This is a genomic window from Mycobacterium sp. pW045, from assembly GCF_041287085.1.
Taxonomy (GTDB): Bacteria; Actinomycetota; Actinomycetes; order Mycobacteriales; family Mycobacteriaceae; genus Mycobacterium; species Mycobacterium algericum_A.
In genome coordinates, this window is sequence record NZ_JBGGKU010000001.1 from 348,621 (window position 1) to 373,392 (window position 24,772).

15 protein-coding genes are annotated in these 24,772 nt (G+C 69.6%); 3 read left to right on the forward strand and 12 right to left on the reverse strand.

From position 1 onward, the window contains the following. Positions 1-2: 2 nt before the first annotated feature. Positions 3-1,151, reverse strand: coding sequence for a molecular chaperone DnaJ (gene dnaJ / locus ACAG20_RS01625; protein ID WP_370491292.1), 1,149 nt, complete (start codon positions 1,149-1,151; stop codon positions 3-5). A gap of 33 nt (positions 1,152-1,184) precedes the next feature. After that, positions 1,185-2,228 (reverse strand): heat-inducible transcriptional repressor HrcA, encoded by a 1,044-nt coding sequence (hrcA, locus tag ACAG20_RS01630; RefSeq protein WP_112684033.1) that lies wholly within the window; start codon positions 2,226-2,228, stop codon positions 1,185-1,187. Between the two features lie 111 nt (positions 2,229-2,339). On the opposite strand from hrcA, the gene ACAG20_RS01635 reads away from it, so the two are divergent. Then, positions 2,340-3,734, forward strand: a complete 1,395-nt coding sequence (locus ACAG20_RS01635; protein ID WP_370491293.1) for an aspartate aminotransferase family protein — start codon at positions 2,340-2,342, stop codon at positions 3,732-3,734. A 60-nt stretch (positions 3,735-3,794) separates the two neighbouring features. Beyond that, the gene (locus ACAG20_RS01640; protein ID WP_370491294.1) at positions 3,795-5,330 is read left to right on the forward strand and encodes an FGGY-family carbohydrate kinase; all 1,536 of its coding nucleotides are present in this window, start codon (positions 3,795-3,797) and stop codon (positions 5,328-5,330) included. Between the two features lie 42 nt (positions 5,331-5,372). Here ACAG20_RS01640 and ACAG20_RS01645 read toward each other — a convergent pair whose 3' ends face one another. From ACAG20_RS01645 to ACAG20_RS01680, 8 genes are all read right to left on the reverse strand, one after another. Beyond that, entirely contained in the window at positions 5,373-5,870 is a 498-nt protein-coding gene (locus tag ACAG20_RS01645) for a hypothetical protein (protein ID WP_112684030.1), read from the reverse strand. 87 nt (positions 5,871-5,957) lie between these two features. Beyond that, the gene (locus tag ACAG20_RS01650) at positions 5,958-6,188 is read right to left on the reverse strand and encodes an MbtH family protein (protein ID WP_370491295.1); all 231 of its coding nucleotides are present in this window, start codon (positions 6,186-6,188) and stop codon (positions 5,958-5,960) included. Continuing rightward, a complete protein-coding gene (gene mbtG / locus ACAG20_RS01655; RefSeq protein WP_370491296.1) occupies positions 6,188-7,504 on the reverse strand; it encodes an NADPH-dependent L-lysine N(6)-monooxygenase MbtG in 1,317 nt (438 codons plus the stop codon). Before mbtG ends, ACAG20_RS01650 begins: the two co-directional genes overlap by 1 nt. Then, positions 7,501-11,913: an amino acid adenylation domain-containing protein gene (locus ACAG20_RS01660; protein WP_370491297.1), complete on the reverse strand. Its 4,413-nt coding sequence runs from the start codon at positions 11,911-11,913 to the stop codon at positions 7,501-7,503. Before ACAG20_RS01660 ends, mbtG begins: the two co-directional genes overlap by 4 nt. Further along, positions 11,910-18,443, reverse strand: a complete 6,534-nt coding sequence (locus ACAG20_RS01665; RefSeq protein WP_370491298.1) for an amino acid adenylation domain-containing protein — start codon at positions 18,441-18,443, stop codon at positions 11,910-11,912. The genes ACAG20_RS01660 and ACAG20_RS01665 overlap by 4 nt, the downstream gene beginning before the upstream one ends. Next, positions 18,436-21,369, reverse strand: a complete 2,934-nt coding sequence (locus ACAG20_RS01670; protein WP_370491299.1) for an SDR family NAD(P)-dependent oxidoreductase — start codon at positions 21,367-21,369, stop codon at positions 18,436-18,438. The genes ACAG20_RS01665 and ACAG20_RS01670 overlap by 8 nt, the downstream gene beginning before the upstream one ends. Continuing rightward, positions 21,363-22,706 (reverse strand): polyketide synthase, encoded by a 1,344-nt coding sequence (locus ACAG20_RS01675; protein ID WP_370491300.1) that lies wholly within the window; start codon positions 22,704-22,706, stop codon positions 21,363-21,365. Before ACAG20_RS01675 ends, ACAG20_RS01670 begins: the two co-directional genes overlap by 7 nt. Next, the gene (locus ACAG20_RS01680) at positions 22,699-23,445 is read right to left on the reverse strand and encodes a thioesterase II family protein (protein ID WP_370491301.1); all 747 of its coding nucleotides are present in this window, start codon (positions 23,443-23,445) and stop codon (positions 22,699-22,701) included. Before ACAG20_RS01680 ends, ACAG20_RS01675 begins: the two co-directional genes overlap by 8 nt. Before the next feature lie 224 nt (positions 23,446-23,669). Here ACAG20_RS01680 and ACAG20_RS01685 point away from each other — a divergent pair, with 224 nt between their 5' ends. Continuing rightward, on the forward strand, positions 23,670-24,044 hold the full coding sequence (locus ACAG20_RS01685; protein ID WP_234825519.1) for a nuclear transport factor 2 family protein: 375 nt from the start codon (positions 23,670-23,672) through the stop codon (positions 24,042-24,044). On the opposite strand, the gene ACAG20_RS01690 is transcribed toward ACAG20_RS01685, so the two are convergent. Both ACAG20_RS01690 and ACAG20_RS01695 read right to left on the reverse strand, forming a co-directional pair. Continuing rightward, the gene (locus ACAG20_RS01690) at positions 24,027-24,155 is read right to left on the reverse strand and encodes a hypothetical protein (protein WP_370491302.1); all 129 of its coding nucleotides are present in this window, start codon (positions 24,153-24,155) and stop codon (positions 24,027-24,029) included. The two genes, ACAG20_RS01685 and ACAG20_RS01690, sit on opposite strands and share 18 nt — an antisense overlap. Continuing rightward, positions 24,148-24,747 carry a DUF3060 domain-containing protein gene (locus tag ACAG20_RS01695; RefSeq protein ID WP_370491303.1) on the reverse strand — a complete coding sequence of 200 codons (600 nt, stop codon included), beginning with the start codon at positions 24,745-24,747 and terminating at the stop codon, positions 24,148-24,150. The genes ACAG20_RS01690 and ACAG20_RS01695 overlap by 8 nt, the downstream gene beginning before the upstream one ends. Between the last annotated feature and the right edge of the window lie 25 nt (positions 24,748-24,772).

The following is a 24,772-nucleotide window of genomic DNA, read 5'->3' on the forward strand; positions in this document are numbered from 1 at the left end:
TCTCAGCGGCCGCTGAACGTCTCGCGCAGCCGGCTGAACAGTCCGCCGCCGTGCGAGGCGTGTGACGTGCGAACCTCGGCGGTCTCGCGTTCGCGGTGCTGCTTGAACTGCTGCAGCAGCTCGATGTCGTGCTGGTCCAGCCGCTCGGGCACCACCACCTCGACGTGGGCGTGCAGGTCACCGCGCGCCCCGGAACGTAGCTGCGGCATGCCGTGGCCGCGCAACACCAGGGTGGCCCCGGGTTGGGTCCCGGCCGGGATGGTGATGTCGGTCGGGCCGTCGAGGATCGCGTCGACGACCACCGTGGTGCCCAGCGCCGCGTCGACCATCGGCACCGAGAGGTGGCAGTGCAGGTCGTCGCCGTCGCGGGCGAAGATGTCGTGGGGCTGCTCGTGCACCTCGACGTAGAGGTCGCCGGCCGGTCCGCCGCCGGGTCCCACCTCACCTTGAGCGGCCAGCCGGACCCGCATCCCCTCGCCGACACCGGCGGGGATCTTCACGCTGATATCACGGCGGGCCCGCACCCGGCCGTCGCCGGCGCACTGCTGGCACGGGTCCGGGATCACCTCACCAACTCCGCGGCAGGTGGGGCACGGCCGCGATGTCATCACCTGGCCGAGCAGTGAGCGCTGCACGGTCTGCACCTCACCGCGGCCATGACAGGTGTCACAGGCCATCGGGCGAGAATCACCGTGGGTGCCGCGCCCCTGGCAGCGATCGCAGAGCACCGCGGTGTCGACGGTGACCTGCTTGGTCACCCCGGTCGCGCATTCGGTGAGGTCCAGGCGCATGCGCAGCAGCGAGTCCGACCCCGGCCGGACTCGGCCGATCGGACCGCGCGAGGTGGTGCCGCCGCCGAAGAAGGCTTCGAACACGTCGCCGAGGCCGCCGAAGCCCGAGTAGCCGCCGAATCCGTTCCCGGCCCCGCCGCCGTTCTCCAGCGGGTCGCCGCCGAGGTCGACGATGCGGCGCTTCTCCGGGTCGGACAAGACCTCGTAGGCGGCACTGATCTCCTTGAACCTGGCCTGCGCCGCCTCGTCGGGGTTGACGTCGGGGTGGTACTTGCGAGCCAGCTTGCGATATGCGCGCTTCAGCTCGGTGTCGCTGACGCCCTTATCGACGCCCAGCAGTCCGTAATAATCGCGTGCCACGACTGACCTTTCCCAACTTCTGCCGACCGGAGATTATCGGGTTCCGAGCACTTCACCGATGTAGGTTGCAACGGCAGCAACACTGGCGATAGTTCCCGGATAGTCCATCCGGGTGGGACCCAGCACCCCCATACCGCCGAACACGGTGCCCTGGGAACCGTAGGCGGTGGACACCACCGACGCCCCGGCCATCTCCTGCGCCTCGGTCTCGTGACCGATGCGCACCGTGACTTTACCGGCTTCCTGCTGCGCCGCGAGCAGCCGCAGCACCACGACCTGCTCCTCGAGTACTTCCAGCACCGACCGCAGCGAATCACCGAAGTCGGCGGCATTGCGGGTCAGGTTGGCGGTACCGCCGAGCAGCAGTCGCTCCTCGCGGTGCTCGACCAGCGATTCCAGCAGCACCGTGGCCGACCGCCCGACCGCGTTGGCCAGGCCCGGCGACAGCCCGCTGCGCCCGTCCAGGTGCCCGGCGAGCTCGGCGACGGCGGTGGAGGCCGCCGAGATCCGCTTGCCGTCCAGTGCCGCCCCGAGCAGTTCGCGCAGCTGGGACAGCTGGTGGTCGTCGATGGCGTCGCCGAGTTCGACGATGCGCTGGTCGACGCGGCCGGAGTCGGTGATGACCACCAGCAGCAGCCGCGCCGGGGTCAGCGCGATCACCTCGAGGTGACGCACCGTGGACACCGACAGGGTCGGGTACTGCACGACGGCCACCTGGCGGGTCAGCTGGGCCAGGGTGCGCACCGCCCGGCGCAGCACGTCGTCGAGGTCGACTCCGGAGTCGAGGAACGACAAGATCGCCCGGCGCTCCGCGCTCGAGAGCGGTTTGATCTCGTCGATGCGGTCGACGAACTCCCGGTAACCCTTCTCGGTGGGCACCCGCCCGGAGCTGGTGTGCGGCTGGGCGATGTAGCCTTCGGCCTCGAGCACGGCCATGTCGTTGCGCACCGTCGCCGAGGAGACCCCGAGGTTGTGCCGCTCAACCAGTGCCTTGGACCCGATCGGTTCTTTTGTCGCGACGAAGTCTGCGACGATGGCGCGCAGCACCTCGAAGCGACGATCATCAGCCACACCCATAGCACTAGATTACTTTCTGGGACGTTCCCCGGCGCGAACGTGCGCGTTTGCACGCCGACACGCCGGGATCCCGGTACATCTGCGCACGCTCGCGCAGAAGAGAGGAACGGCATGCCCGACTTCCCCTACGCCGATCGCTTCACCGTGAACCGCGTGCTACCCGAACGCGGCCGCTCACGCGAGGAGGTGCTCGCCGAACTGCGGGAGATGGCACAGGCCGAAGACCCGACCTGGGAGACCGGCAAGGTCTCCGGGACCATGTACTGCGGCGACCACGAGCACTACCGCTTCCTCGATGAGGCGTTCGGGCTGTTCGCCCACGTGAACGTGCTGCAGCGTGACATCTGCCCGTCGGCGACCAAGTTCGAGGGCGAGATCATCGCGATGGCCCTGGACCTGATGCACGCCGGCGCCGTCAGCGATGGCGAACCGGTGGGGATGGTCACCACCGGCGGCACCGGCAGCATCATCCACGCGCTGCTGGCCTACCGCGAGCACGCCGCCAAGCACCGGGGCATCACCCGGCCGAACTTCATCAAGCCCGAGACTGGCCACCCCGCGTTCGACAAGGGCTGTCACCTGTTCGGCATCGAGATTCGCCGAGCCCCGATCAACCCGCAGACCACCGAAGTCGACGTCGACTGGGTGGCCGACAACATCGACGAGAACACCATCGCGATCATGGGGTCGGCCTGTAACTACGGCTACGGCACCGTCGACCCGATCCCGGAGCTGGGCGAGCTGGCCTTGTCGCGCGGGGTGGGGTTGCACGTCGACGGCTGCCTGGGCGGGTTCGTGCTGCCCTTCGCCCAGGAGCTGGGTTATGACGTCCCGCTGTTCGATTTCCGGGTGCCCGGGGTCACCAGCATTTCGGCGGATAACCACAAGTACGGCTATGCGTTGAAGGGCGCCTCCACCCTGCTGTTCCGCGACAAGGCCTACCGCAACGCGCAGTACTTCTACCTACCGGAATGGAGCGGCGGGAAATACCATTCGCCGGGCATCGAGGGCTCGCGCTCGGGTGGTCTGATCGCCGCGGCGTGGGCCTCGATGGTGCAGCTGGGCCGGGAGGGCTACCGGTCGTATGCCAAGGCCATCTTGGAGACCGCGTTCACCATGCAGGGCGCGGTGCGCAGCCACCCGGAGCTGACGATCATGGGTTCGCCGACGTTCTGCTTCGCCTTCCGCTCCGACGAGTTCGACATCTACCACGTCGCCGACGCGATGAAACCCAAGGGCTGGCGGTTCAACGGCCAGCAGTACCCCAACGCCATCCATATGGCGGTCACCCGGCCGCAGACCCAGCCCGGCGTGGCCGAGGCCTTCGCCGCCGACCTGGCCGACGCGGTGGAGTACGCCAAGAAGCAGACCGCCGCCGGCCAGGCGCCGATCAGCGCTGCGATCTACGGCGGCGTGCCCGGCGGAATGACCGACGAGGCAGCCCAATTCATCGAGGGCTTCATGGAGCGGATGCTCGACACCCAGCAGTCTCTGCCGCCGCTATGACCCGCGCCGAGACGATGCAGGACGGAACGCCGGCGAAGTGATGAGGAGGAGCGGCGCCCTATGAACCGCGACCGCGTCGTCCTCGCCGTCGACCTGGGCACCGGCGGCCCCAAAGTCGGATTCGTCGCCCTGGACGGCACCGTATTGTGGTCGGATCTCATCGCAGTGCCGACCACCTACGGGCCGGGCGGGGCGGCAACCCAGGATGCCGGGCTGTGGTGGGCGATCATCCGCGACGCCACCCGACGTGGCCTGGCCGACAGCGGCGTGCGTGGCGATCAGGTGACCGGGGTGTCGATCACCGGGCAGTGGGCCAGCACCGTCGCGGTCGACGCCGACGGCCGCCCGGTCGGTCCGTGCGTGATGTGGATGGACACCCGGGGAGCGCCCTACAGCCGCAAGGTATTTGGTGGCCGACTGGCCGGCTACCGACCGCGGGCATTACTCAGCTGGCTTCGCCGCAACGGCGGCATCCCCTCGCCCAGCGGCGACGATCCGGTCGGGCACATGTTGTACCTGCAGCATGGCGACCCGACGGTGTTCGCCAGGGCCCGCTGGCTTCTGGAGCCGGTGGACTACCTGAGCATGTGTTTCACCGGGCGCGCCGCGGCGTCGCGCGCCTCGATGATGGGCGCGTGGCTCACCGACAACCGCGACCTATCCGTGCTCGACTACGACGACGTGCTGGTGCGACTCGCCGGTGTCGAACGGGCGAAGCTGCCGCCGCTGGTGCCGACCGGCTCAATCATCTCACCCGTAGCCCCGGCAGTCGCCGCTGACCTGGGCATTTCGCCTGTGGCACAAGTGGTTACCGGAACCCCGGATATGCACAGCGCGGCGGTGGGCTCCGGTGCGGTGCGGCCGGGCGAGCTGCACCTGACCATCAGCACCACCTCATGGATCAGCTGCCCGATGACGATCAAGAAAACCGATGCGCTGCACCAGCTCGCGACGGTGCCGGGACTCGATCCGACGAGCTACCTACTGGTCAACAATCAAGACACCGCCGGCCGGGCACTGCAATGGTTGCGCGACAACCTGTTCGATGACTTAGATTACCCTGCGCTGACCGCATTGGCCGCCGATGCGCCGGCCGGTTCCAACGGGGTGATCTTCACCCCCTGGCTCAAAGGCGAACACTCCCCCATAGACGATCGCAATGCCCGCGGCGGCTTCCACAATCTGTCGCTGGACACCACCCGCGCCGATCTGGTGCGCGCGGTGCTCGAAGGAGTGGCCTACAACAGCCGCTGGCTACTCGACTGCGTGAACCGGTTCACCACCACGACCGGACCCATCCGGATCGTCGGTGGCGGTGCCCGCTCGGAGCTGTGGTGCCAGATCATCGCCGACGTGTGCGGCCGCACCTGCGAACGGGTCGCCGACCCGCTCAACGCCCAATTGCGCGGTGCGGCCCTGTTCGCCGCTATCGGGATGGGCGAACTGGACCGCGACGAATTACACGACCTGATCCCCCTCGACGGCGTCTTCGAGCCGGACGCGGGCAACCGTGCGGTCTACGACCGGCTGTTCGCCGAATTCCCGCGCCTCTACCGGACGCAGAAGGGTATGTTCGCCCGGCTCAGCCGTTCTTGAGTGCTCCCGCGCCCGGACCGCCGGCTCCGACCCCGGGGCGACTCAGTGCGGCAGCCGGCCGACGATCTCCTCCATCAGCTCGTCGGCCCCGTTCTGGGACAGCATCCAGCCGTTCTGGTCGGTGAAGGTCACCGGCTTGGTGATGGGGGCCGGCAACCCGGGTCCGGTGGCGGTGATATCGGCGCTGACGGTGTCGGGACCGGTGGACGCGATGTCGGCCGCGGTGAAGGTCAGCGGAAGCCCACCGTGGTGGCCCAGTCGCCGCAGTTGGTGGTCCAACACGTCGGCTTGGTGCCGCTGCAGACCACCGGCCACCAAGCCGCTTTTCACCTCGGCGGGAACCTGCGGATCGACCAGGTTGTCCAGGATTCCGGTGAGTTGCTCGGCGCTCGGCAGGCTCGCCGCCGGTGGCGGGTCCTGCGGAAGCGGCGCGTGAAACACCGTGAGCGGCGGCTGGTTCGGCACTTCGGCGACCGCCACGCCCGGCACGGCGATCGCGGCCGCCAGGCCCATACCGACGGTGAGCAGTTTCACGGACATAACCACGCCTTTCTGATTGCGTCGAGCAAAAACCATGGGGTGAGTCTTCACCCGAGGGTACGTGGCATCGACGCGATCGTGGCCGGGCTATCCCCGTTCGGCCGCCATCGCATCACGAAGGCTCTTGGGGCGTAGGTCGGTCCAATGCTGTTCGACGTACTCCAGGCAGGCCGCGCGCGCTGCGCCCTGCTCGCCCCCGTAGACCACCCGCCACCCGGCGGGAACCTCGGCGAAACTGGGCCAGAGGCTGTGCTGGTCCTCATCGTTGATCAGCACGTAAAAACTACCGTTGTCGTCGTCAAAGGGGTTGGTGCTCATCAGTTCTCCTCGTTATTTTGACCGCGAGCAGTCGCCAAAGCCCCCTCAGGCGGCGCCGAAAGGGGGCTTTCGCGACTGCTCGCCGGGATGTGGGCGCCCAGGATCCGGTCGGACAGCAGACCCAGGCAGCTCAGGTTGGGAAAACCCGGCCCCTGGGTCAATCCGGCCAAGTTGGGCAGGAACAGTTTCGGGGTGACGCCGGCGACGGCCAGATCGTGGCCGACCGCCTCGGCCAACCGGTCCCCCGACAGCGGCCCACCCAGGCCCAGCTCCAACAGGTCCAGGGTGTCCTGCCCGAACAGCGACACGAACCACAGCGGGTCGGCCCCGGAACCGTCGATCACCAGGTCGAAGCCGTGTACGGTCTCGAAGTTCTCACCGCCCCGATTGGTGCTCAGCGTCAACCGGATCCGACCGTCACGAGCCACTGCGTGCGCCACCCGCCCACGGAGGTGCCGGATGCGGTCGTCGGCCAGCAGCGCGTCCTGCACCCGTGCCGAGAACACCCCTCGGTCGGTGCGGGCCAGCGCATCCCGTCGCTCGGCCAGTGTCAGCGCGGACCAGTCGGTCGGATCGGAGAACAGCGCGTTCTCGAAGAAGCCTTCTCCGCGGGTGAACAGCGTCACCTGCGGGGAGATCACGGTGATCGTCGAGACACGGTGCCGGAACAGTTCGTTGAGCATCGACGCGGCGGTTTCACCACCACCGATGACGGCGACACGCTCCGCGCTGATCCGGTCGGCCGCGGCCCGGTGCCAGAACTGCGCGATCGAGAGCACCAGCGGGTTACCGGGCAGAATCGACCTCTCGGCCTGGCCCGGACCGGTGATCATCACCGCGTCAGCGGCCACTTCGGTCTCCCGGGTGTGCAGCGCCCAGCCGTCGCCGGCCACGGCCAGCCGATCGACCTCGCCGGGGATCACGGTCAGCGCCACGGCGTCCGCGACCCAACGCAGGTACTGGCTCCATCGCAGATGGGTGGGCGCCGGACGGCCCCGGTCCACCCATTCGGCGAACTGTCCGGTGGCGATCAGGTAGGACTGCCAGCTGTACCGGGTCATCCGCTCGTCGAGTTCGGCGTTGCGGCCCGCCACCAGCGCCGAGCGATACGGGAAGCCGACGTCCTTCTCCGGGCTGGTTCCCAGTCGGTGGGCCCCGTCGGTCCACCCGCCGGTCGCCCGCCAGTTGGCGGCCACCTCGGTGCGTTCGACGGCGACGATCTCCGGTGTCTCAACGCCCATCTCCCGCAACACCGCGGCCTTCGCGGCCACCGCGACCGCCTTGGCGCCTGCCCCCACCACTGCCAGGGTTCTCATGACAGCTCCTCCGCCAGGTCACGCAGGGCCCCGGTGAACAGTTCCTGCAGTTCGGTGATCTCGGCGTCGCCGAGGATGTCGGGCAGCGTCCGCCACTGGGTCATCACCACCGCGCCGGCCCCGAGGTCGGCCACCGCGGCGAAGATGCCCAACTCGTGACGCACCGCCTGATCGGGTTCGGGCACCGACGGCAGGCCGGCGATCAGGTCGGGCGCCAGGGCTGGCCCGTCCCCGACCCGGTCGACGCGGCCAAGGTAGTTCAGCAGCAGTTGCGGACCCGGATGGCCGGCGAACCGGGTCGCGGTGTCATCACGCAGATAGGCCAGCAATCCGTAATCGATTCCGCTGCCGGGGATCTCGGCCAGTGCCCGCGCGACCCCACCCGGGTCGGCCTGACGAATTCGCAGCGGGTAGATCGACGTCAGCAGCCCGGCGATGTCGGCGGGGTCGACCCGGCGGCCGTCGTACACCAGATCTTCGGCGCGCCCATGGGTCTCCAATGCCAGCAGCGGTGCCGGGCCCTGCTGCCCGCGCCGAGCCCGCCAGGCCCCGATCATCCGCGCGGTCGCCGCCACCAGCAGATCATGCATCGGCGCACGCGAAGCGAGCAACGCTGCGGTGACTTCCGGGTCGGCGACAGCCACCGAGACCGTGAGGTCACCGGCGCGGTCGTGGTCTGGACGGACCCTCCGAGAGCCCAGTTGGGGATCGTCACCGGTGATCTGCTCGGCCCAGAAGTCCACGGTGTCCAGGCTTTGCGCCCGCGCGCTCAGCGCCGCCGCCCAGCGCCGGTAGCCACTGCGCTCGGGCAGCGGATCTGCGCCGGCCAGCGCGGCGTGCAACTCGCCCAGAACCACCTGCCATGACACCGGGTCGAGCGCCAGCACGTGGGCGCACAGCAACAGCACGCCGATCCCGGTCGGCGGACGCAGCCATACCGCGCGCAACAGCACCCCGTTCTCGGGGTCCAGATCCGCCAACAGCTTGCCGCCGTGCTCGGTGACCGCAGCGAGATCAGTCAGCTCGTCAGCACCGACGGTGATTTCGCTGAGGACATCGGCAGGTTCGGCCGGGCACAGCGTCAGCGTGTCCGGGTCGAGCCGTGCGCGCAGCACCGGGTGCGCGGCGACGATCGCGGCCAGCGCCGACCGCAATTGTCCCGCGTCGATGTCGGCCGGCACCCGAACCGCCTCGACTTGCCCGAGCCGGCGCGGGCTGCCGTACTGGTAGAGCCACCGGCCGGCCGGCAGCAGTGGCATCGGCCCGTCGTCCGCGACGGCCACCGCGGCGGCTTCGGCAGCTTCAGCGGCTTCACTATCCAAGGCGGCGGCCATGTCCCGGATCGTGGTGCAACTCAATGCGGTCCGCGGACGCAACGACAGTCCGGCCCGGCGGGCCGCCCGCACCATCGCCAACGCCACGATGCTGTCCAGGCCCAGGTCGCGTAGATCGGTCTCGACGCCGGGCGCCGGGCTTTCCGGCCCGCCGAAGATCTCGGCCATCAGCTCGACCAATATCCGCTCGGTCTCGGTGGCCGGCTCATCGCCGTCGCCGACAACGGGCCCGGCCCGGGCGAGGAGCGCCAGCAGCTCTTCAGCGTCCAGCTTTCCGTTGGGGGTCAACGGCATCGACTCCACCACGACGATCCTGGCCGGCACCAGGTACGCCGGCAGCCGGGCACTGACCGCTGTCCGCACCCGGGCCGCGTCCAGGCCGGTGCCGGTGACGAATCCGGCCAGTTGCGTTCCGGTGGCGCCGTCCACGGGCAGCACCGCTGCTGCCGCGACCCCGGTCGCCGCGGCCAGCGCTGCTTCGACTTCGGCGACCTCGACCCGGTAGCCGCGCACCTTGACCTGGTCGTCGGCACGGCCCAGGTAGATCAGTCGGCCGTCGGTGCGGCGTCGCACCAGGTCCCCGGTGCGATACATCCGGCCACCGGGGTGAAACGGGTCGGCGACGTAGCGGGCCGCGGTCGCGCCGGCCCGGCCCAGGTAGCCGCGGGTGACCTGCGCACCGGCCAGGTACAGCTCGCCGACCACCCCGTCGGGAACCTCCCGCAACGCGGAGTCCAGCACGTGAGCGGTCATGCCCCGCACCGGTTCTCCGATCACCGGCAGTTCGGTGTGAGCGACGTCGGCGACGACAGCCTCCACGGTGGTCTCGGTGGGGCCGTAGCAGTTGTGCACGGCGACCGACGATGCCGCCGCGACCGAACGCAGCCTCGTCCAGACGTGCGGGGCGATCGCCTCGCCGCCGAGCGCCAGCACGGTGAGGCGGTGGGCGGCGTGCGCGTCGAGCAGGCCGGCATCGAACAGCTGGGTGAACATCGACGGCGACGTGTCGATCATGTCCAGCCGGTGTCGGCGGACACCGTCGATGATCGCCTCGGCATCGCGCATCTCCGCTGCCGAGAACAGGTGCACGGTCTGCCCGCCCAGCAGGCCGACCAGCGGCTGCCAGCTCGCGTCGAAACTCAGCGACCAGGCGTGCGCGACGCGCAGTGGCCGTCCCAGCCGGGCCATCGCCGGCGCATACATGCGCTGCTGATGGTCGGCGAAGTACGACGTCAGCGCCCGGTGGGTGCCGATGACGCCTTTGGGCTCGCCGGTGGAACCGGAGGTGAAGATGACATAGGCGGCGGAGTCCGGGTGGATCCCCGCCGGTGTGGGGCGCCGCCGCGCAGCATCGGATCGCAACTGGGCCAACAGCTCGACGGTCAATGTGAGCTTCGGATCAGCTTGGCGCAGAATCGATTCGATCCGCTTCTTCGGAAGATCGACATCCACCGGCACGTAGGCTGCTCCGGACTGCAGCACGGCCAGGATGGCGATGACCGAATCGGCCGAGCGCGGTAGCGCAATCGCAACCCGGTCCTCGGGTCCGATGCCGCGCCCGGCCAGTGCCTGTGCCAGCCGGCTCGACTCGGCCTCCAGTTCGGCATAGGTCAGGATCTGCCGCTCGCCGGTGAGCGCCGGGCTCTCCGGATGGCGTGCTGCGGCGGCGGCGAACAGTGCCGGCACGGTCCCCGCCGGCGCAGCCACCGGCGAGCCGCGGCGAGACCGTTCGACGGGTAACAGTACGTCCAGGTCGGCGACGCGCGGCCGCGCCGGGTCGACCAGTTGGCGCAGCAGCTGCAGCAGTCGCCGGCCCAGGTCCGGCACCGACAGTTCGCCCAGGGCCTCCGGCACCGCTTCCAGCAGCAGGGTGAGCCTGCCGTCGCGCGGCGGGTAGCTGACCACGGTCAGCGGGTAGTGGGTCAGGCTCGCCACGGTGACCGGGATGAACTGCACTCCGTCCGGCGTGGTCACCCCGGCTGCCGCCGACCCGATCGGGGCGTTCTCGAAAACGAGCAGGGTGTCGAAGACAGCGTTACGTGCGGCCCGTTGCACCGATGCCAGGCTGAGGTAGCCCAAGTCGCGCATCGCTGCGGTATCCCGTTGCAGAGCTTGGCAGACCGCGATCACCTCGGCGCCGGCCGGTGTGGCGGCGACTACGGGAACGGTGTTGATGAACAGGCCGACCATGGATTCGACGCCGGTGAGCTGCTGGGGCCGGCCCGACACCACCGCACCGAATCCCACCTCGCGACGGTCGGTGAGCCGTCCAAGCAGCACCGCCCAGGTGAACTGCAGCACGGTGTTCAAAGTCAGCCCGTTTCGGCGGGCCCACTCGGTCAGCCGGGCGGTGTCGTCGGGATCCAGGGCCACCTCGTAGGTCTGCGGCATGACGCTGCCCAGCTCGGTCCGCTCGCCGTCGGCCAGGATCGTCGGCGCGGTCAGTGGCGCCAGATAGTCGCGCCACCGCTCGGTGGCGGCTGCGACATCCTGGGTCGCCAGCCAGCCGATGTAGTCGCGGTAGGGACGCGGCGCGGGCAACGAGTCGGTGCCGCCGGCACGGTAGATCGCCACCAGTTCGTCGAAGAACACCGCCATCGACCAGCCGTCGACCAACAGGTGGTGCACGGTGAGAATCAGCCGGTGCCGATCGGGCGCCGAGCGAGCCAGCACGAAGCGCAGCAACGGGCCGCGGGCCAGGTCGAAGTTGGCGGTGCGTTCACTACGTGCTATCTCATCGAATTCGTTTGGTGTCGCGTTGATTTCCCGCCACGGAAGCGTGACCTCGACCGGTACGATCTGCACCGGGTGCGGCAGGTCGACATCCCAGAACGACGCCCGCAGGTTGGCGTGCCGGCCCAGCATGGCCTCGGCACTCCGGCGCAGCAGTTGCGCGTCGACAGCCCCGACGATGTCGATGACGAACTGCACGGTGTAGACGTCAACCCCGTCCGCAGCCGCCAACCCATCGGTGGCCAGCTTTGCCAGTGAGAACAATCCCTGCTGCAGCGGCGACAGCGCCAGCACGTCCTCGATGGATTGCGCATTGCTGCGCTGAGTTGTGGCCTCCGTCACGGTGAGTCGCCCCATGTCGCGGTGAGATCGGCCAGCGCATCGCTGCTCAACCCCGAGACGCTCATCGGGGCGAACGCCGTGTCGACGGCAGTGTCGGTGCCGCCTCCGGTCGCGGCAAGGCGGTCGGCCGCGGCGGCCAGTCCGGCGAATGTCGGGTGCTCGAAGATCATCCGCGGGTCGATGTCCAGTCCGGCAGCGCGCGCCCGGGCGGCCAGTTGCACCGAGAGGATGCTGTCGCCGCCGAGCTCGAAGAATCCGTCACTGCGGCCGATACGTTCGACGCCGAGCAACTCGGCGCAGATGCCCACCAGTGTCTTCTCGGTGGCAGTCACCGGCGGGTCAGCCGCTCCGCGCGTGGCCACCGCCGGCTGCGGCAGGGCCGGCCGATTCAGCTTCCCCGAGTCGGTCAGTGGCATGGTTTCCAGCACCGTCAGCGACGACGGCACCATGTAACCGGGCAGCTCCGCGGCCAGCGCGGCGCGCACCGATGCGACGAACGGCGCTGCGTCGGCGACCGGCTCGGCCGGCACCAGGTAGCCGGCCAGTGTGGTGGCGCCCCGCTGCTCCCAGGTCCGGGCGGCAGCCGTCGCCACCCCGGGGGCAGCGCGCAGCGCGGCCTCGACCTCGGCCAGCTCGACCCGGAAGCCACGCACCTTGACCTGGTGGTCGGTGCGGCCGACGAACTCCAGTACTCCATCGGTACTCCAGCGGGCCCGGTCCCCGCTGCGGTAGAGCCGGTCACCGGGGCTGAACGGGTTGGCCACGAATCGGGTGGCGGTCAGCCCGGGCCGCTTCCAGTAGGCCTGCACAATCTGCGGACCTGCGTAGTAGACCTCGCCGACGACACCGGGCGGCACCGGCCGCAGCGCGTCGTCGAGCAGGTAGGCCTGCGAGCCGGGTGTGGGCCGCCCGAGTTTCGGTGTCGGAGGGGTCAACTCGCCGCGCACCGCGGCCCCGGAGGTCTCGGTGGCACCGAAGTTGTTGAGCAGTTGGGTGTCCGAGTCGAGCACCGCGGTCAGCCGGGCCAGCAGGTCCGCGGAGACCGGCTCGCCGCTGCAGACCAGCCGGCGCAGACCTCGTACCGCATCGGGCGTCGAATCCACCAGCACCGAGATCAGGCTGGCCACCGCGGTCACCTGGGCCACCCGCTCGGCCGTGATCAGCCGGGCCAGGGCTTCGGGATCGCGGAACTCGTTGTCGTCGGCCAAGATCATCGTTGCCCCGGCCGCCAGGCCGGCCAACAACTCCATCCCGCCCTCGAGGAACGTCATCGACGACTGGGCAAGCCGGATGTCGTCACCGTGCACCGGGTAGTGGGCCAATTGCCAGTTGAGTCGGGCGCTCATCGAGCGGTGGGTGCCCAGCACTCCCTTGGGCACGCCGGTGGAGCCGGAGGTGAACACCAGATACATCGGGTCGTCCGGGTGCGGCACCGGAAGGACCGTTCCGTCAGGGTCTTTCGCCAGCTCGTCCTGCACGTCCGCGTCGTCCAGGCACAGCAGCGTCGCCCCGTGCGGCATCGCGTCACGCGTCGTCGAGCTGACCACGATCACCTTCGGCGCAACCGGGTCGGAAAAGACGTCGTCGACCATGAACTCCAGGCGCTGCCGCGGATAGCCGGGGTCCAGCGGGAAGTAGCCGGCACCTGCCTTCATGATCCCGACCAGCGCCACGGCCAGGTCCAGGTCACGCCGAACCGACAGGCCCACCAGGGTTCCGGGCTGCACGCCCGCCTCGATCAACAGCCCGGCGAGCCGGTCGGAGCGGCTGTGCAGCTCCGGATAGCTCAGCTCGGCTCCAGCGCAGCGCACCGCGACACCGTCGAAGCTCCGGCTCGGGGCGAGCACCTCGGCGATCGTCTGCGGGTCAGCGTCGCCTATCGGCGCTCCGTTGCTCCATTGGGTGAGGATGCGGTCACGTTGTTCGTCGTCGATCAGGCCGATGTCGCGCAGTGTGCGCTCCGGCGCGCCGGCCATCGCCGCCAGCACCCGGCCCAGCCAGTCGGCCAGTCGCTGCACGGTGGATCGTTCGTAGAGGTCGGTGCGGTAGATCAGGTGGCCGTCGTAGCCGGCGCCGTCGCCGCCGGTGGCGGTCGTGGCGAACAGGTTCACCGACAGGTCGGCGTGCGCGATGTCGAACGTCGGCATCACGGTGCGGAAGACCAGGTCGTCTTCACCATCGCCGCTGTCTCCGCTGCTGATGACATGGGTGACCTCGGCGGCGTCGCGTACGTGCACCACCACCTGGAACAGCGGGTTGCGCGACAGCGTCCGGACGGGGTTGAGCGCTTCGACCAGTCGATCGAAGGGCAGGTCGGCGTTCGCGTAGGCCCCCAGCGCCACTTCGCGTGCCCGCAACACGACATCGCGCAGTGTCGGGTTGCCGTCCAACCGGTTTCGCAGCACCAGGATGTTGACGAAGAACCCGACTAAGTTATTCAGGGCGTTGTCGGTTCGGCCGGCGACCGGAACACCGAGCGGGATGTCGTCGCCGCTGCCCGCCAGGTGTAGCAGCACCGCAACCGCGGCCTGCAGCACCATGAACTCGGTGGCGCCGGTGTCGCGGGCCAACGCCGCCAGCCCGGCCCGTACCTCCGGGGTGACGGTGAAGGCGACGGAGTCGCCGGCCCCGTCGGCGGTGGCCGGCCGCGGGAAATCGGGCCGCGGGCCGGTGTCATCGGCCAGTCCGGCAAGTTGTTCCATCCAGTAGCGGCGCTGCGCGTCGATCAACCCGGATTCGTCAAGCAGCAGCTCACCCTGCCAGTGCGCGAAATCGGCATACCGCAAAGCCGGCGGTGGCCACGACGGCGCACTACCGGCAGCCCGGCACCGGTACGCGATCAGCAGATCGGTGAAGAGCACCTCGACCGACCAGTGGTCGGCGGCGATGTGGTGCACCACCAGTGACAGCACCCGCTCATCGCCGGGTAGGTGCAGCAGTGCCGTCCGGATCGGCCAGTCGTGCTCCAAGTCGAAGGCGCCGGCCCGCTGTTCGTCGAGCCGGTCACCGGTCCACCGCTCGACCGCCTCCGGATCGCTTTCCGGGCACCGCAGTTCGGCTATCTCGACCGGTACGGGCGGGTTGATGATCTGGTGGGGCACTCCGTCGATCTCACAGAACGTGGTGCGCAGGCTGTCGTGGCGGGCCACCACGTCGTTGATCGCAGCGGTCAGCGCGGCGGTGTCGCAGGGACCGGTGAGCCGGGCCGACAGCGGGATGTTGTCGCCGGTAGCCCGCGGGTCGAGCCGGTAGGCGAACCAGGTGCGCAGCTGAGACGCGGACACCGGAAGCGGCCCGGTTCGGTCCACTGCGATCAGCGGCGGGCGACCCGGCCCGGAGCCCCCGGCCGGCGCCCGATCGATTGCGGCGGCCAGCCGGGTCACCGTGCTTGCCTCGAAGATGTCGCGGACGCCAATCTCAACGCCGCATCGGGCTCGGATCTCGGCGACCAATTTGGTGGCCAGCAGCGAGTGACCACCGAGGTCGAAGAACGAGTCGTCGGCGCCGACCTGCTCTCGGTCGAGTAGCTGCGAGAACAGTTGCGCCACCGTATGTTCCGTGTCGGTCTGCGGCTCTCGGTAGGGGGCCGACTCGATGGGCTGCGGGTCGGGCAGGGCGGCTCGGTCGATCTTGCCGTGGGCGGTGATCGGGATGTCGTCGACCACCACATAGGCCGCCGGGGCCATGTATTCGGGCAGCGCGGCGGCGACCCGGGCCTGGATCCGGGGGATCTCAACCGTGTCCTCGCCCGCACCACGCTCCGCGGGTGTCAGGTAGGCGACCAGGCTGCGGCCGAGCGCCGGCAGGTCGGACACGACTACCACACACTGACCCACGCTGGGGTCGACCGAAATGGCCGAGGCCACCTCGCCGAGCTCGATGCGAAAGCCGCGGACCTTCACCTGGTCGTCGGCGCGGCCGATGAATTCCAGGTCGCCGGCAGCGTTGCGGCGGGCCAGGTCACCGGTGCGGTACAGCCGTCCTCCCCGCGTCCACGGGTCGGCGACGAAGCGTTCCGCGGTCAGGCCGGGACGGTCGAAGTAGCCGCGGGCGACATGTGTTCCGCCGATGTAGATCTCGCCGATAACCCCGACCGGCACCGGCTGCAGCGCGTCGTCGAGCAGCCACATGGTGGTGTTGATGTTGGGACTGCCGATCGGCACGACCCGGTTGCCCTGCGCGCCCTCCACCTTGTAGCGCGACGAGTTGACCACCGTCTCGGTGGGGCCGTAGAAGTTGTGCAACATCGCATCGAAGGTGGCATGGAACTTGTCCGCCAGCTCGCCCGGCAGCGGCTCGCCGCCGATCGGGATGCGTCGCAGGGTGCGCCACTGTTTAACCCCGGGCAGCGACAGGAACAGCCCCAGCAGTGAGGGCACGAAGTGCATGGCGGTGACGCCCTCGCGCTGCAGCAGATCGGTCAGGTAGCCGATGTCGCGCAGCCCGTCGGGGCGCGGAATGACCAACCGGGCGCCGTTGCCCAGCGTGCCGAACAGTTCACCGACAGACACGTCGAAGCTGGGCGATGCGACCTGCAGCAGTACGTCGGTGTCGTCGATGCCGTACTCGTCCCCGAACCAAATCAGGTACTCGGTGATCGGAACGTGGGACACCTCGACCCCCTTGGGCAGGCCGGTCGATCCCGAGGTGTAGATGAGATAGGCCAGATTATCCGGCCGGAGCGGGCGCACCCGGTCGGCATCGGTCGGGTCGGTGTCGGGACGGTCGGCCAACGCCTCGGACGTGAAGGGCTCACGCATCACCAGGGCGGCCCGGGCGTCGCCCAGGATGAACTCGATGCGGTCCGGCGGATATTCGGGGTCGACGGGAACGTAGGCCGCGCCGGCCTTGGCGATGCCCAGCGCAGTGACCACCAGGTCGACCGAGCGGCCGAAGAGCACCGCAACCTTGTCTTCGGTGCCGATACCGGCGGCGATGAGGTGATGCGCGATCCGGTTGGCACGGGCGTTGATCTCGGCGTAGGTGTAGCGGCCGTGGTCGTCGACCACGGCGATGGCGTCCGGGGTCAGCGCCGCCCGGTCGGCGACCAGTGCGCCGAGCGTCGTCGGAGTGGCGCTGAAGTCCGGCCCGCGAGAAGCCGTTTCCAGCCAGCGGCGATCGTCGTCTCCGAGCATGTCGAGTTCGCTGACGGCCGCCTGCGGTTGCGCGACGGCGGCGCCCAGCAGTTGCACCAGGTGTCGCAGCAGCTGCTCGACGAGCGCTTCGTCGAGCACGTCGTGCAGGTATTCGGCTTCGATCAGCGCGCCGCCGTCGCGGGAGCCGCCGGCCTCGACCATAATCCCCAACGGCAGCTGGGCGATCTTGCCGCGGTAATCGGCTCGGACACAAGTTATTCCGTCCGGGTGGAAACCTTCACCGCCGCCGGCCCGGAATCCGAAGCTGAGCCGGGTGAGCCGCTCCACGCCCCCGTGCCGGCGGTCCGGGTTGAGCTCACGGACCACCCGGTCGAGATTGATGCCTTGGTGGGCGAACGCACCCAGTGCGCTGTCGCGGGTGCGGGTCAGCAGGTCGCTGAACCGGTCGGATGCGGTGACCCGAGCACGCAGCACCACGGTGTTGCCGAAGTAGCCGATGGTCTCCTCGGTGCCGGCCGTTCGGTTGAGAACGGGTGAGGCGATCAGGAAATCATCGGTGCCGGTGTAGCGGTGGATCAGCGCGGACAGCGCCGCCGCGACCACCATGTAGGGCGTTGCGCCGTAGTCGCGGGCCAGGTCGGTGATGCTGTCCATCAATTCGGCCGGCAGCGGCCGGGTGCACAGCCCGGCCCGCAGGGTGTGGGGCACCGCGGAGCCGCGCGGGCCCGGCAGTTCCAGCGGGTCGGGCGGCTCGGCCAGCAGGGTGCGCCAGTAGTCCAGGTCGGCGCCGTGATCGGAGACCGGCGGTGTGCTGACAACAGCTGCGGGTGGGCGGGCGGCGAACGCGTCGGGGTCGGTGTAGGCGGCGGTCAGATCGGCGAAGAAGACCGGCCAGCAGGCGTCGTCCCAGGCGATATGGTGGGCGACCAGCAGCAGAATGTGTTCGTCGGGCCCGAGCCGGATCACGGTGAGCCGCAACGGGGCATCGGATTCGAGCCGGAACGGGGTGGCGAACTCGCGCTGGGCCAGCACCTCCAGCCGCAGTGCCCGGGCCTGTCCGGCGAGCTCGGTCAGGTCGTGTTCGGTGTAGGCCGGTGTGACCGCTGCGACCACCGGCCGCGGTTCGCCGTTGTCATCGACGCGATATGTGGTGCGGAGCAACGGGTGACGGTCGGCCACCGCGGCCAGAGCTGTGCTCAACCGGTCGCTGTCCAGCCGGCCGGACAGCCGGTAGGAGACCGAGATGTTGGCGACGGTGCCGTCGGGGTCCAGCGCCTGGACGAACCACATCCGGCGCTGCCCATCGTTCATCGCGGGTTCGGCGGGTTCGGTGGCCGGCGCGGTGGCGGCCAGCCCGCGTTCGGCGAGCCGGCGGCGCAGCAACTCCAGTCGCAACTCGGTCGCGTCTGTCGACTGGTCGACGGTGTCAGTCATGGGTGAAAACAGTCCTTTCCGTCGCCGCGGCAGCAGCGGTGTCATCACGGAGCGTCGCGGTCAGTTGCGCCGCGGTCATGCCGGCCAGCAGCGGTCCGAGCGCCACCCTTCTCCCGGTGGTGCGAGCCAGCCGCTTGCGCAGGTCCAGGGCGAGCAGTGAATCCATGCCGAGGTCGACCAATGCCCGATGCATGTCGATGTCGTCGGTGCGGTCCAGGCCGAGCACCGCCGCGAGCTCGCCGACCACGACGTCGCCGACCGGGCGATCCCCCGATATGCCACTCGCGGGTGCCGCGGTGACATCGAAGGGAGAGGGAACGCCCTGGCTGTCGAAGAACACCCCCAGCCGGTCGAAGTCGGCGGCCAAAATCGCCGGGTCGTTCGGCGTGGCGCTGAGCCCTGCGGTGATCGCGGCCTCGGGCGCCATCGGGGTCAGACCCGTCCGGGCGATCCGGGTCTTCTCGTCGCCGCTCACCACGGCCACGCTTTGCCACAATCCCCACCGGATCGAGTTGGCGCTGCGGCCCTGCGCCCGCAGCCGGCTCACCAGGGTGTCGGCCATCCGATTGGCCGCTGCGTAGAGGCCGTGTCCCGAGCCGCCCCACAGCGCCAACACCGACGAGCAGACCAGCACCCGGGCGTCGGACCGCTGCGGCCAGTGCCGCACCAGATTGTTCAGGCCGATCACTTTGGCGCCGAGGGCGTCCCGAACCGCTGCCTCGGTGATCTGCTCGGCGGCGACCGCTTCCGCCGACGCGGTATGCACCACGAGTCCGGACGGGGCCGGGTGGTGCTCGGCGATCACCGCTGCAAGTGCGGCATCGTCGGTGATATCGCACCGGATCGCGGTGATGCGAGCCCCAGTACGCACACGCAGGGCATCCAACCGGTCCGCGGTTGCATCGGTGTCGCCGCTGCGGCTGAGCAGGCTGATGTCGCGGGCGCCGTGGTCGGCGCAGAACGCCGCGAAGGCCATCCCGATGGCGCCGGTGCCGCCGCTGATCACCACGACCTCCGGGATTGCGGGCACGGCCGGGGCGGCATCGGATCGCACCAGCCGGCGCACCGAAAGGCGGCCGGCGCGCACCGCGACTTCGGTGTCGGTCAGGCTCAGCGCGGCCACCGCGGCGCCGATGTCGTCGGCGGTCGGATCGACCGGCAGATCCAGGTGCGCGAACGTCTGGTCGGGGTGGGCGAATCCGGTGCTGCGGTGCAGTGCCGCCAGCGCGGCGGCCTGGGGCCGCGGCGGCGGGTCACCGTCGAGTTGCTCGGCGCCGGCGGTGATGAGCCAGACCCGTCGGCAGTGCACTCCGAGCGCCGGTGGCGCCTGGGCCACGGCAGTACCGGTGAACGCGGCTGCCGCCGCGGTGATCTCGATGTCACCGGCAGGGGGTGCGACGAGCACCAGCTGTTCGGCATGTGCCAGGTCCGCGGGGTCTGCGCCCATCGCCGCGATCAGTTCTGCCGCGAGCTTCGGGGATTGCCCGGTGTAGTCGATGACGGCCATCCCGGCGGGCCGATCTTCCGGAATCTCGATCGATTGCCATTGTTCGTTCATGACCACCGGCCTCCCTGGGCGCGGCGCGGGGGTTTTCCTGCCGGCCCACAGCCGGGTGGTGTGCATCGGCGCGTGCGGGAAATGGCGCAGCGGCGCGGCGGCCGGCGCGGCGAAATCCCGCCAGCGGTAACCGGGGTCGGCGACGGCCGCGGCGGCGATGTTGGCGGCCAACGCCTCGCCGGCCGGCTGGTCACGGTCGGTGCTGGCCAGCACTTGGGCGGTGCCGGCGACATCTCCGAGCGGCACGAGCAGCGTGGGATGCGCCGACATCTCGATGAAAGTGGTGACACCGCGCGCCACCGCAGCGGCGGCAGCCAGGTCGAACCGCACCTGCTGACGGAGATTGTCGAACCAATACTGCCGGAAGGTCTTTCCCGGCGGTATCGGTCCGCCATACACCGATCCGATGAATTCCACCGGGGCGCCGTGGAATTGCGCATCCGGTAACTGCGCGGTCATGCGGTCGCGCAGCGGCTCCAAGACGCTGGTGTGCGCCGGGTAGCGCACCGCCAGCTCGCGGGCGAACACCCCGCGCCGGTCGGCGCGTTCCAGGATCTGCTGCACCGCAGCCCATTCGCCGGAAACTACGACCGACTCGGGACCGTTGATCACCGACAGCTCCAGCCAGCCCGAGACGCCAGCGATGAGTTCGGCGACGTCGTCGGCGGCCAGCGCGATCATCGCCATGCCGAAGCGGCCAGCGGCGTTGTCGGCCAGCAGATCGGTCAGTTCCGCCCGCGCGATCACCACCGCAGCCGCGGCATCCAGGTCCACCACTCCGGCGGTGTAGGCGGCGGCGAGTTCCCCCAGGCTGTGACCGACGGTGATGTCGGGCAGTACGCCGAAATGGCGCCAGGTGGCGGCCAGCGCCGCGGCGTGCGTGAACTGGGCGGCCTGCACCACCACCGGATCCGGGTCATCGGCGCCGCGCAGATAGGTCAGCGGCGAGGCGTGCCCGGCGCGGCGGAATGCATCCTCGCAGCGGTCCGCCTCGGCGCAATAGGCCGCAATTCCGAACAGATCGGCGCCCATGCCCGGCCACTGGTTGCCCTGCCCGGGAAACACGAAGGCGATGCGGGCGGCCTCTTGACGGTTCGACCGGGCCACCAGCGGATGCTCGACCTCGTGGTAGACGGCGTCCAGGCCGCTGATCAGTTCGTTGGTGTCACGCGCCCGAATCACAGTGCGGTACCGGCGGATCGGGCGGGTTGCCCGCAGCGTTTGGGCGACGGCCCCGACCCCCGCGGGCCGGTTGCGCAGGTAGCGTGCCAGCGCGCCGGCTTCGGCCTGTACCAGGTCGCGGGCGTGTGCCGAGATGAGGACGGGGGTGCGGCCGTCGGGCAGCGCGGCCGGGTGACTGTTCAGCACGCCGCCACCGCCTGGCTGTCGCGGCTGTCATCGACAGCGACGATCACATGCGCGTTTGTGCCGCTCATCCCGAACGCCGAGACCGATCCGATCCGACGGCCGTCGCTCGCCGGCCAGGCGGTCAGGGCGTCGGCCAGCGTGATGCCCCCGCCCTCGCCGCCGTCCCAGTCGATGCCGTCGTGCCACCCGTCGTCGACGTGCAGCGTCGGTGGTATCGCCTGGTGTTCGGCGGCAAGCAGCACCTTGCTCAGGCCGAGCGCACCGGCCGCGGCCTGCGTGTGCCCGATGTTGGATTTGACCGACCCGAGTCGCGGTCCAGCGCCCGGTTCGGTGGCTGCGCCGTACACGTTGATCAGCGACCGCAGTTCGACGGGGTCACCGACCCGGGTGCCGGTGCCGTGCCCCTCGATCATGCCGACCTGGCGTGGGTGCACGTCGGCGTCGACCAGCGCGTGCCGGAACAGCCGCTGCTGCGCCTGCTCACTGGGGGTGAGCAGCCCGGTGGTGTGGCCGTCCTGGTTGAGCCGGCTGGCCAGGATCTCGCCGTAGATGTGGCGATGTTCGCGCAGGGCGGCCGACTTGCGCTGCAGCACAAAGATTCCGGCACCTTCGGCCCATACCGTCCCCGAGGCGGCAGCACTGTAGGGCCGGCAATGGCCGTCGTCGGAGAGCGCGTGCTGCTTGGAGAACTCGACGAAGAAGCCCGGTGAGCCCATCACGCACACACCACCGGCGAGCGCCATGTCGGTGTCGCCGGTCCGAATCGCCTGGATCGCCAGGTGCAGCGCCGACAGCGCTGACGAGCAGGAGGTGTCGACGGTGATCGCCGGTCCGGCCAGCCCGAGGGTGTAGGCGACGCGGCCGGAGATCACCGACAACGCGGTGCCGGGTAGCAGGTGACCGCTGTGCTCGGAGAACTGAGCCATGTCCGGGCCGTAGCCGGTAACGGATGCGCCGAGGTAGACGCCGACGTCGTGGCCGGTGAGTTCGTCCGGGTTGATCCCGGCGTCCTCGCACGCGCGCCAGGCCACTCGCAGCGCCACCCGTTGCTGCGGGTCCATTGCGACGGCTTCGCGTGGCGCGATGCCGAAGAAACCGGGGTCGAATTCGGTGGCGCCGGAAAGGAACCCACCAGAGTCGCAGAGCGGTTTGAAGCCGTCACGGTGTGATCCGTCGATGAGTTCGCGCACCGCCCAGTCCCGGTCGTCGGGAATGGTGCTCAGCGCTTCGCGCCCGTCGGCCAGCAGTGACCAGTACTGCTCGGCGGTCTCGATACCCCCGGGCGCTTCGACGCCCAGACCGACTATGACGACCGGATCCTCGCACCGGTCAGGCATTGGCGATGATCCGATTCGCGAGAGTGTCAATGTGCTCGTAATGGTAGAAATGCCCGCCGTCGTACAGCGAGATCGTGCAGTTGCCGGTGGTGTGGTCGGCCCAGCGCTTCAGCAGGTCAGTGCCCACCCGGTCGTCGGATCGGCCGCCGAGCACGTTGATGTCGGCGTGGATGGTCGCCTCCGGCGCGCACCGGTAACGGTTGAACGCCTGGTAGTCCGCGCGCACGGGGGTCAGCAGCAAGGCGAGGAATTCCTGGTCGGCGAGGATTCGAGGGTCGGTGCCGCCGAGTTGCTCCAACTCCGCGCGCAGCTCGGCATCCCCGGTCGGCACCTTGCGCAGTCCGGCCACCGCGCCCGGTGCCGGCCCCGCCGAGGCCCACAGTCGCTGCACCTCGATGCCACGCTGTTCGGCAAGGCGGGCGAACTCGAATGCGACGATGGAGCCCATGCTGTGGCCGAACAGCCGCAGCGGGCCGAGTTCCTCCCAGGGGCCGGCGTCGAACAGTCCTTGAGCCAACTCCGGCAGAGTCTCGGCGGCGGGTTCGCGAAACCGGTCGGCGCGCTGCGGGTACTGCATGACGTAGGTGTCGACGCCGCCGGCCAACGCCAGCGCCAGCGGACGGTAGTTGACGGCCGCGCCGCCGGCGTGCGGGAAGACCAGCGTTGCGGGGCCGGGGCCGGAGAAGCGGCCGATCCAGGTGGGAAAACGCGCGACGGCCGAGATGTCGTCGCCGGCCATCCGATCTCCTCCGCGCACTCGCTGGGTGTTAGTAAAGGCTGCCCTAATTTCCCCGGGTAAGGTTACCCCCATCGGGGGCGGCCGGGAAATCCGGGCGAGCGCTCCGCCGGTTTGCCGGCCGGCGCCCCACCGAGCGTGTACCGGGACCGGTTTCTCGCCGGTTTCATCGCAGGGAATGCGCGTTCGGCAATGGCGGGCCCGCCACGTGGGCCACACTCCTGCCCATGATGGATGTCCGCGCCACGATCGACACCTACCTGCGCGCCTGGATGCAGCAGGACCCAGACCTCATCGTCACGATCTTCACCGACGACGCGACCTACCACGAGCGGGTACTCCAGGAACCCATTCGCACTCGAGCAGGGATCCGCGACTATTGGCAGACCAAGGTCGTGGAAGGCCAAGCCGACATCGACGCCCGGCTGCTCAACCTCTACCGCGCCACCGACGGCACCACGGTGATCGCCGAATGGCAAGCCACCTTCGATGACCGCGTCCAAGGGCAGCGCAAGCGGATGCGCGAAGTCGCCATTCTGGAGTTCGCCGGGGAACAGATCGCCAGCCTGCGCGAATACTGGGCGTCAGAAGTCATCGGCTGAGGGCATCGGCCGCCGCCCCGAATCCCGCTGTGCCACCGCCAGATACAGCTGCCCGGCTGCGTCCATCCGGGCCGGATCGGATTCCGCGGCCGGGCGAGCCGCCTCATCCACGTACGACGACGTTGTCGAACCCGGAGGTGCTCACCTCGGGATCCCCGAAGCGGTAGGTCACCCGGTTGTCGACACCGGATGTGGTGATCGCGGGCGTGAAGTCGACGGTGATGATGTTGCCGATGCCCGAGACGGTCAATCCCGCGCACCGGCCGGTGAGCGTGATCGTGTTGCGGACCCCGCTCACCGAGACCTGGTTGCCGGCGCACGCCAGGGTCTTGTCTTGCCCGGCCCCGGAGACGGTGATGGTGTCGGCGCGGCCCGGCGTCGGGTTGGCCGGCAACGCCGGGGCGGGCGGCGCCACCGGGACCGATCGCGATGGTGTCGGCGCCGCAGTGCTGGGCACGGTGGGGAACCCGGGCGTCGTACCGGTTGGTCCGCGCGAGATCAGGAACACCGCTGCGGCGGCGACCGTCACGAAGACCGCCGCCATCGCACGGACCGCCACGGCGGTCCCGCGCCCGTGGCCTGCCGGCGGCGATGCCGGCTCGGCGCCGGCCGAGGAGACGGTGACTTCGGCGGCTTTGGCGAAGTCCGCCAGCGGGCGCTCCAGTTCCCGGATCCGGGCCTCGGGGTCCTCGTCGGCGTTCACCGTAGGAATGATCGCACGGGAATCA

Coding starts and splice junctions, on each gene's coding strand:
- ACAG20_RS01680 (WP_370491301.1), bottom strand. CDS start 23,445: ATGGCCGGCGACGACATCTCGGCCGTCGCGCGTTTTCCCACCTGGATC.
- ACAG20_RS01645 (WP_112684030.1), bottom strand. CDS start 5,870: ATGTCCGTGAAACTGCTCACCGTCGGTATGGGCCTGGCGGCCGCGATC.
- ACAG20_RS01685 (WP_234825519.1), top strand. CDS start 23,670: ATGATGGATGTCCGCGCCACGATCGACACCTACCTGCGCGCCTGGATG.
- ACAG20_RS01665 (WP_370491298.1), bottom strand. CDS start 18,443: ATGACTGACACCGTCGACCAGTCGACAGACGCGACCGAGTTGCGACTG.
- hrcA (WP_112684033.1), bottom strand. CDS start 2,228: ATGGGTGTGGCTGATGATCGTCGCTTCGAGGTGCTGCGCGCCATCGTC.
- ACAG20_RS01635 (WP_370491293.1), top strand. CDS start 2,340: ATGCCCGACTTCCCCTACGCCGATCGCTTCACCGTGAACCGCGTGCTA.
- mbtG (WP_370491296.1), bottom strand. CDS start 7,504: ATGAGAACCCTGGCAGTGGTGGGGGCAGGCGCCAAGGCGGTCGCGGTG.
- ACAG20_RS01675 (WP_370491300.1), bottom strand. CDS start 22,706: ATGCCTGACCGGTGCGAGGATCCGGTCGTCATAGTCGGTCTGGGCGTC.
- ACAG20_RS01640 (WP_370491294.1), top strand. CDS start 3,795: ATGAACCGCGACCGCGTCGTCCTCGCCGTCGACCTGGGCACCGGCGGC.
- ACAG20_RS01650 (WP_370491295.1), bottom strand. CDS start 6,188: ATGAGCACCAACCCCTTTGACGACGACAACGGTAGTTTTTACGTGCTG.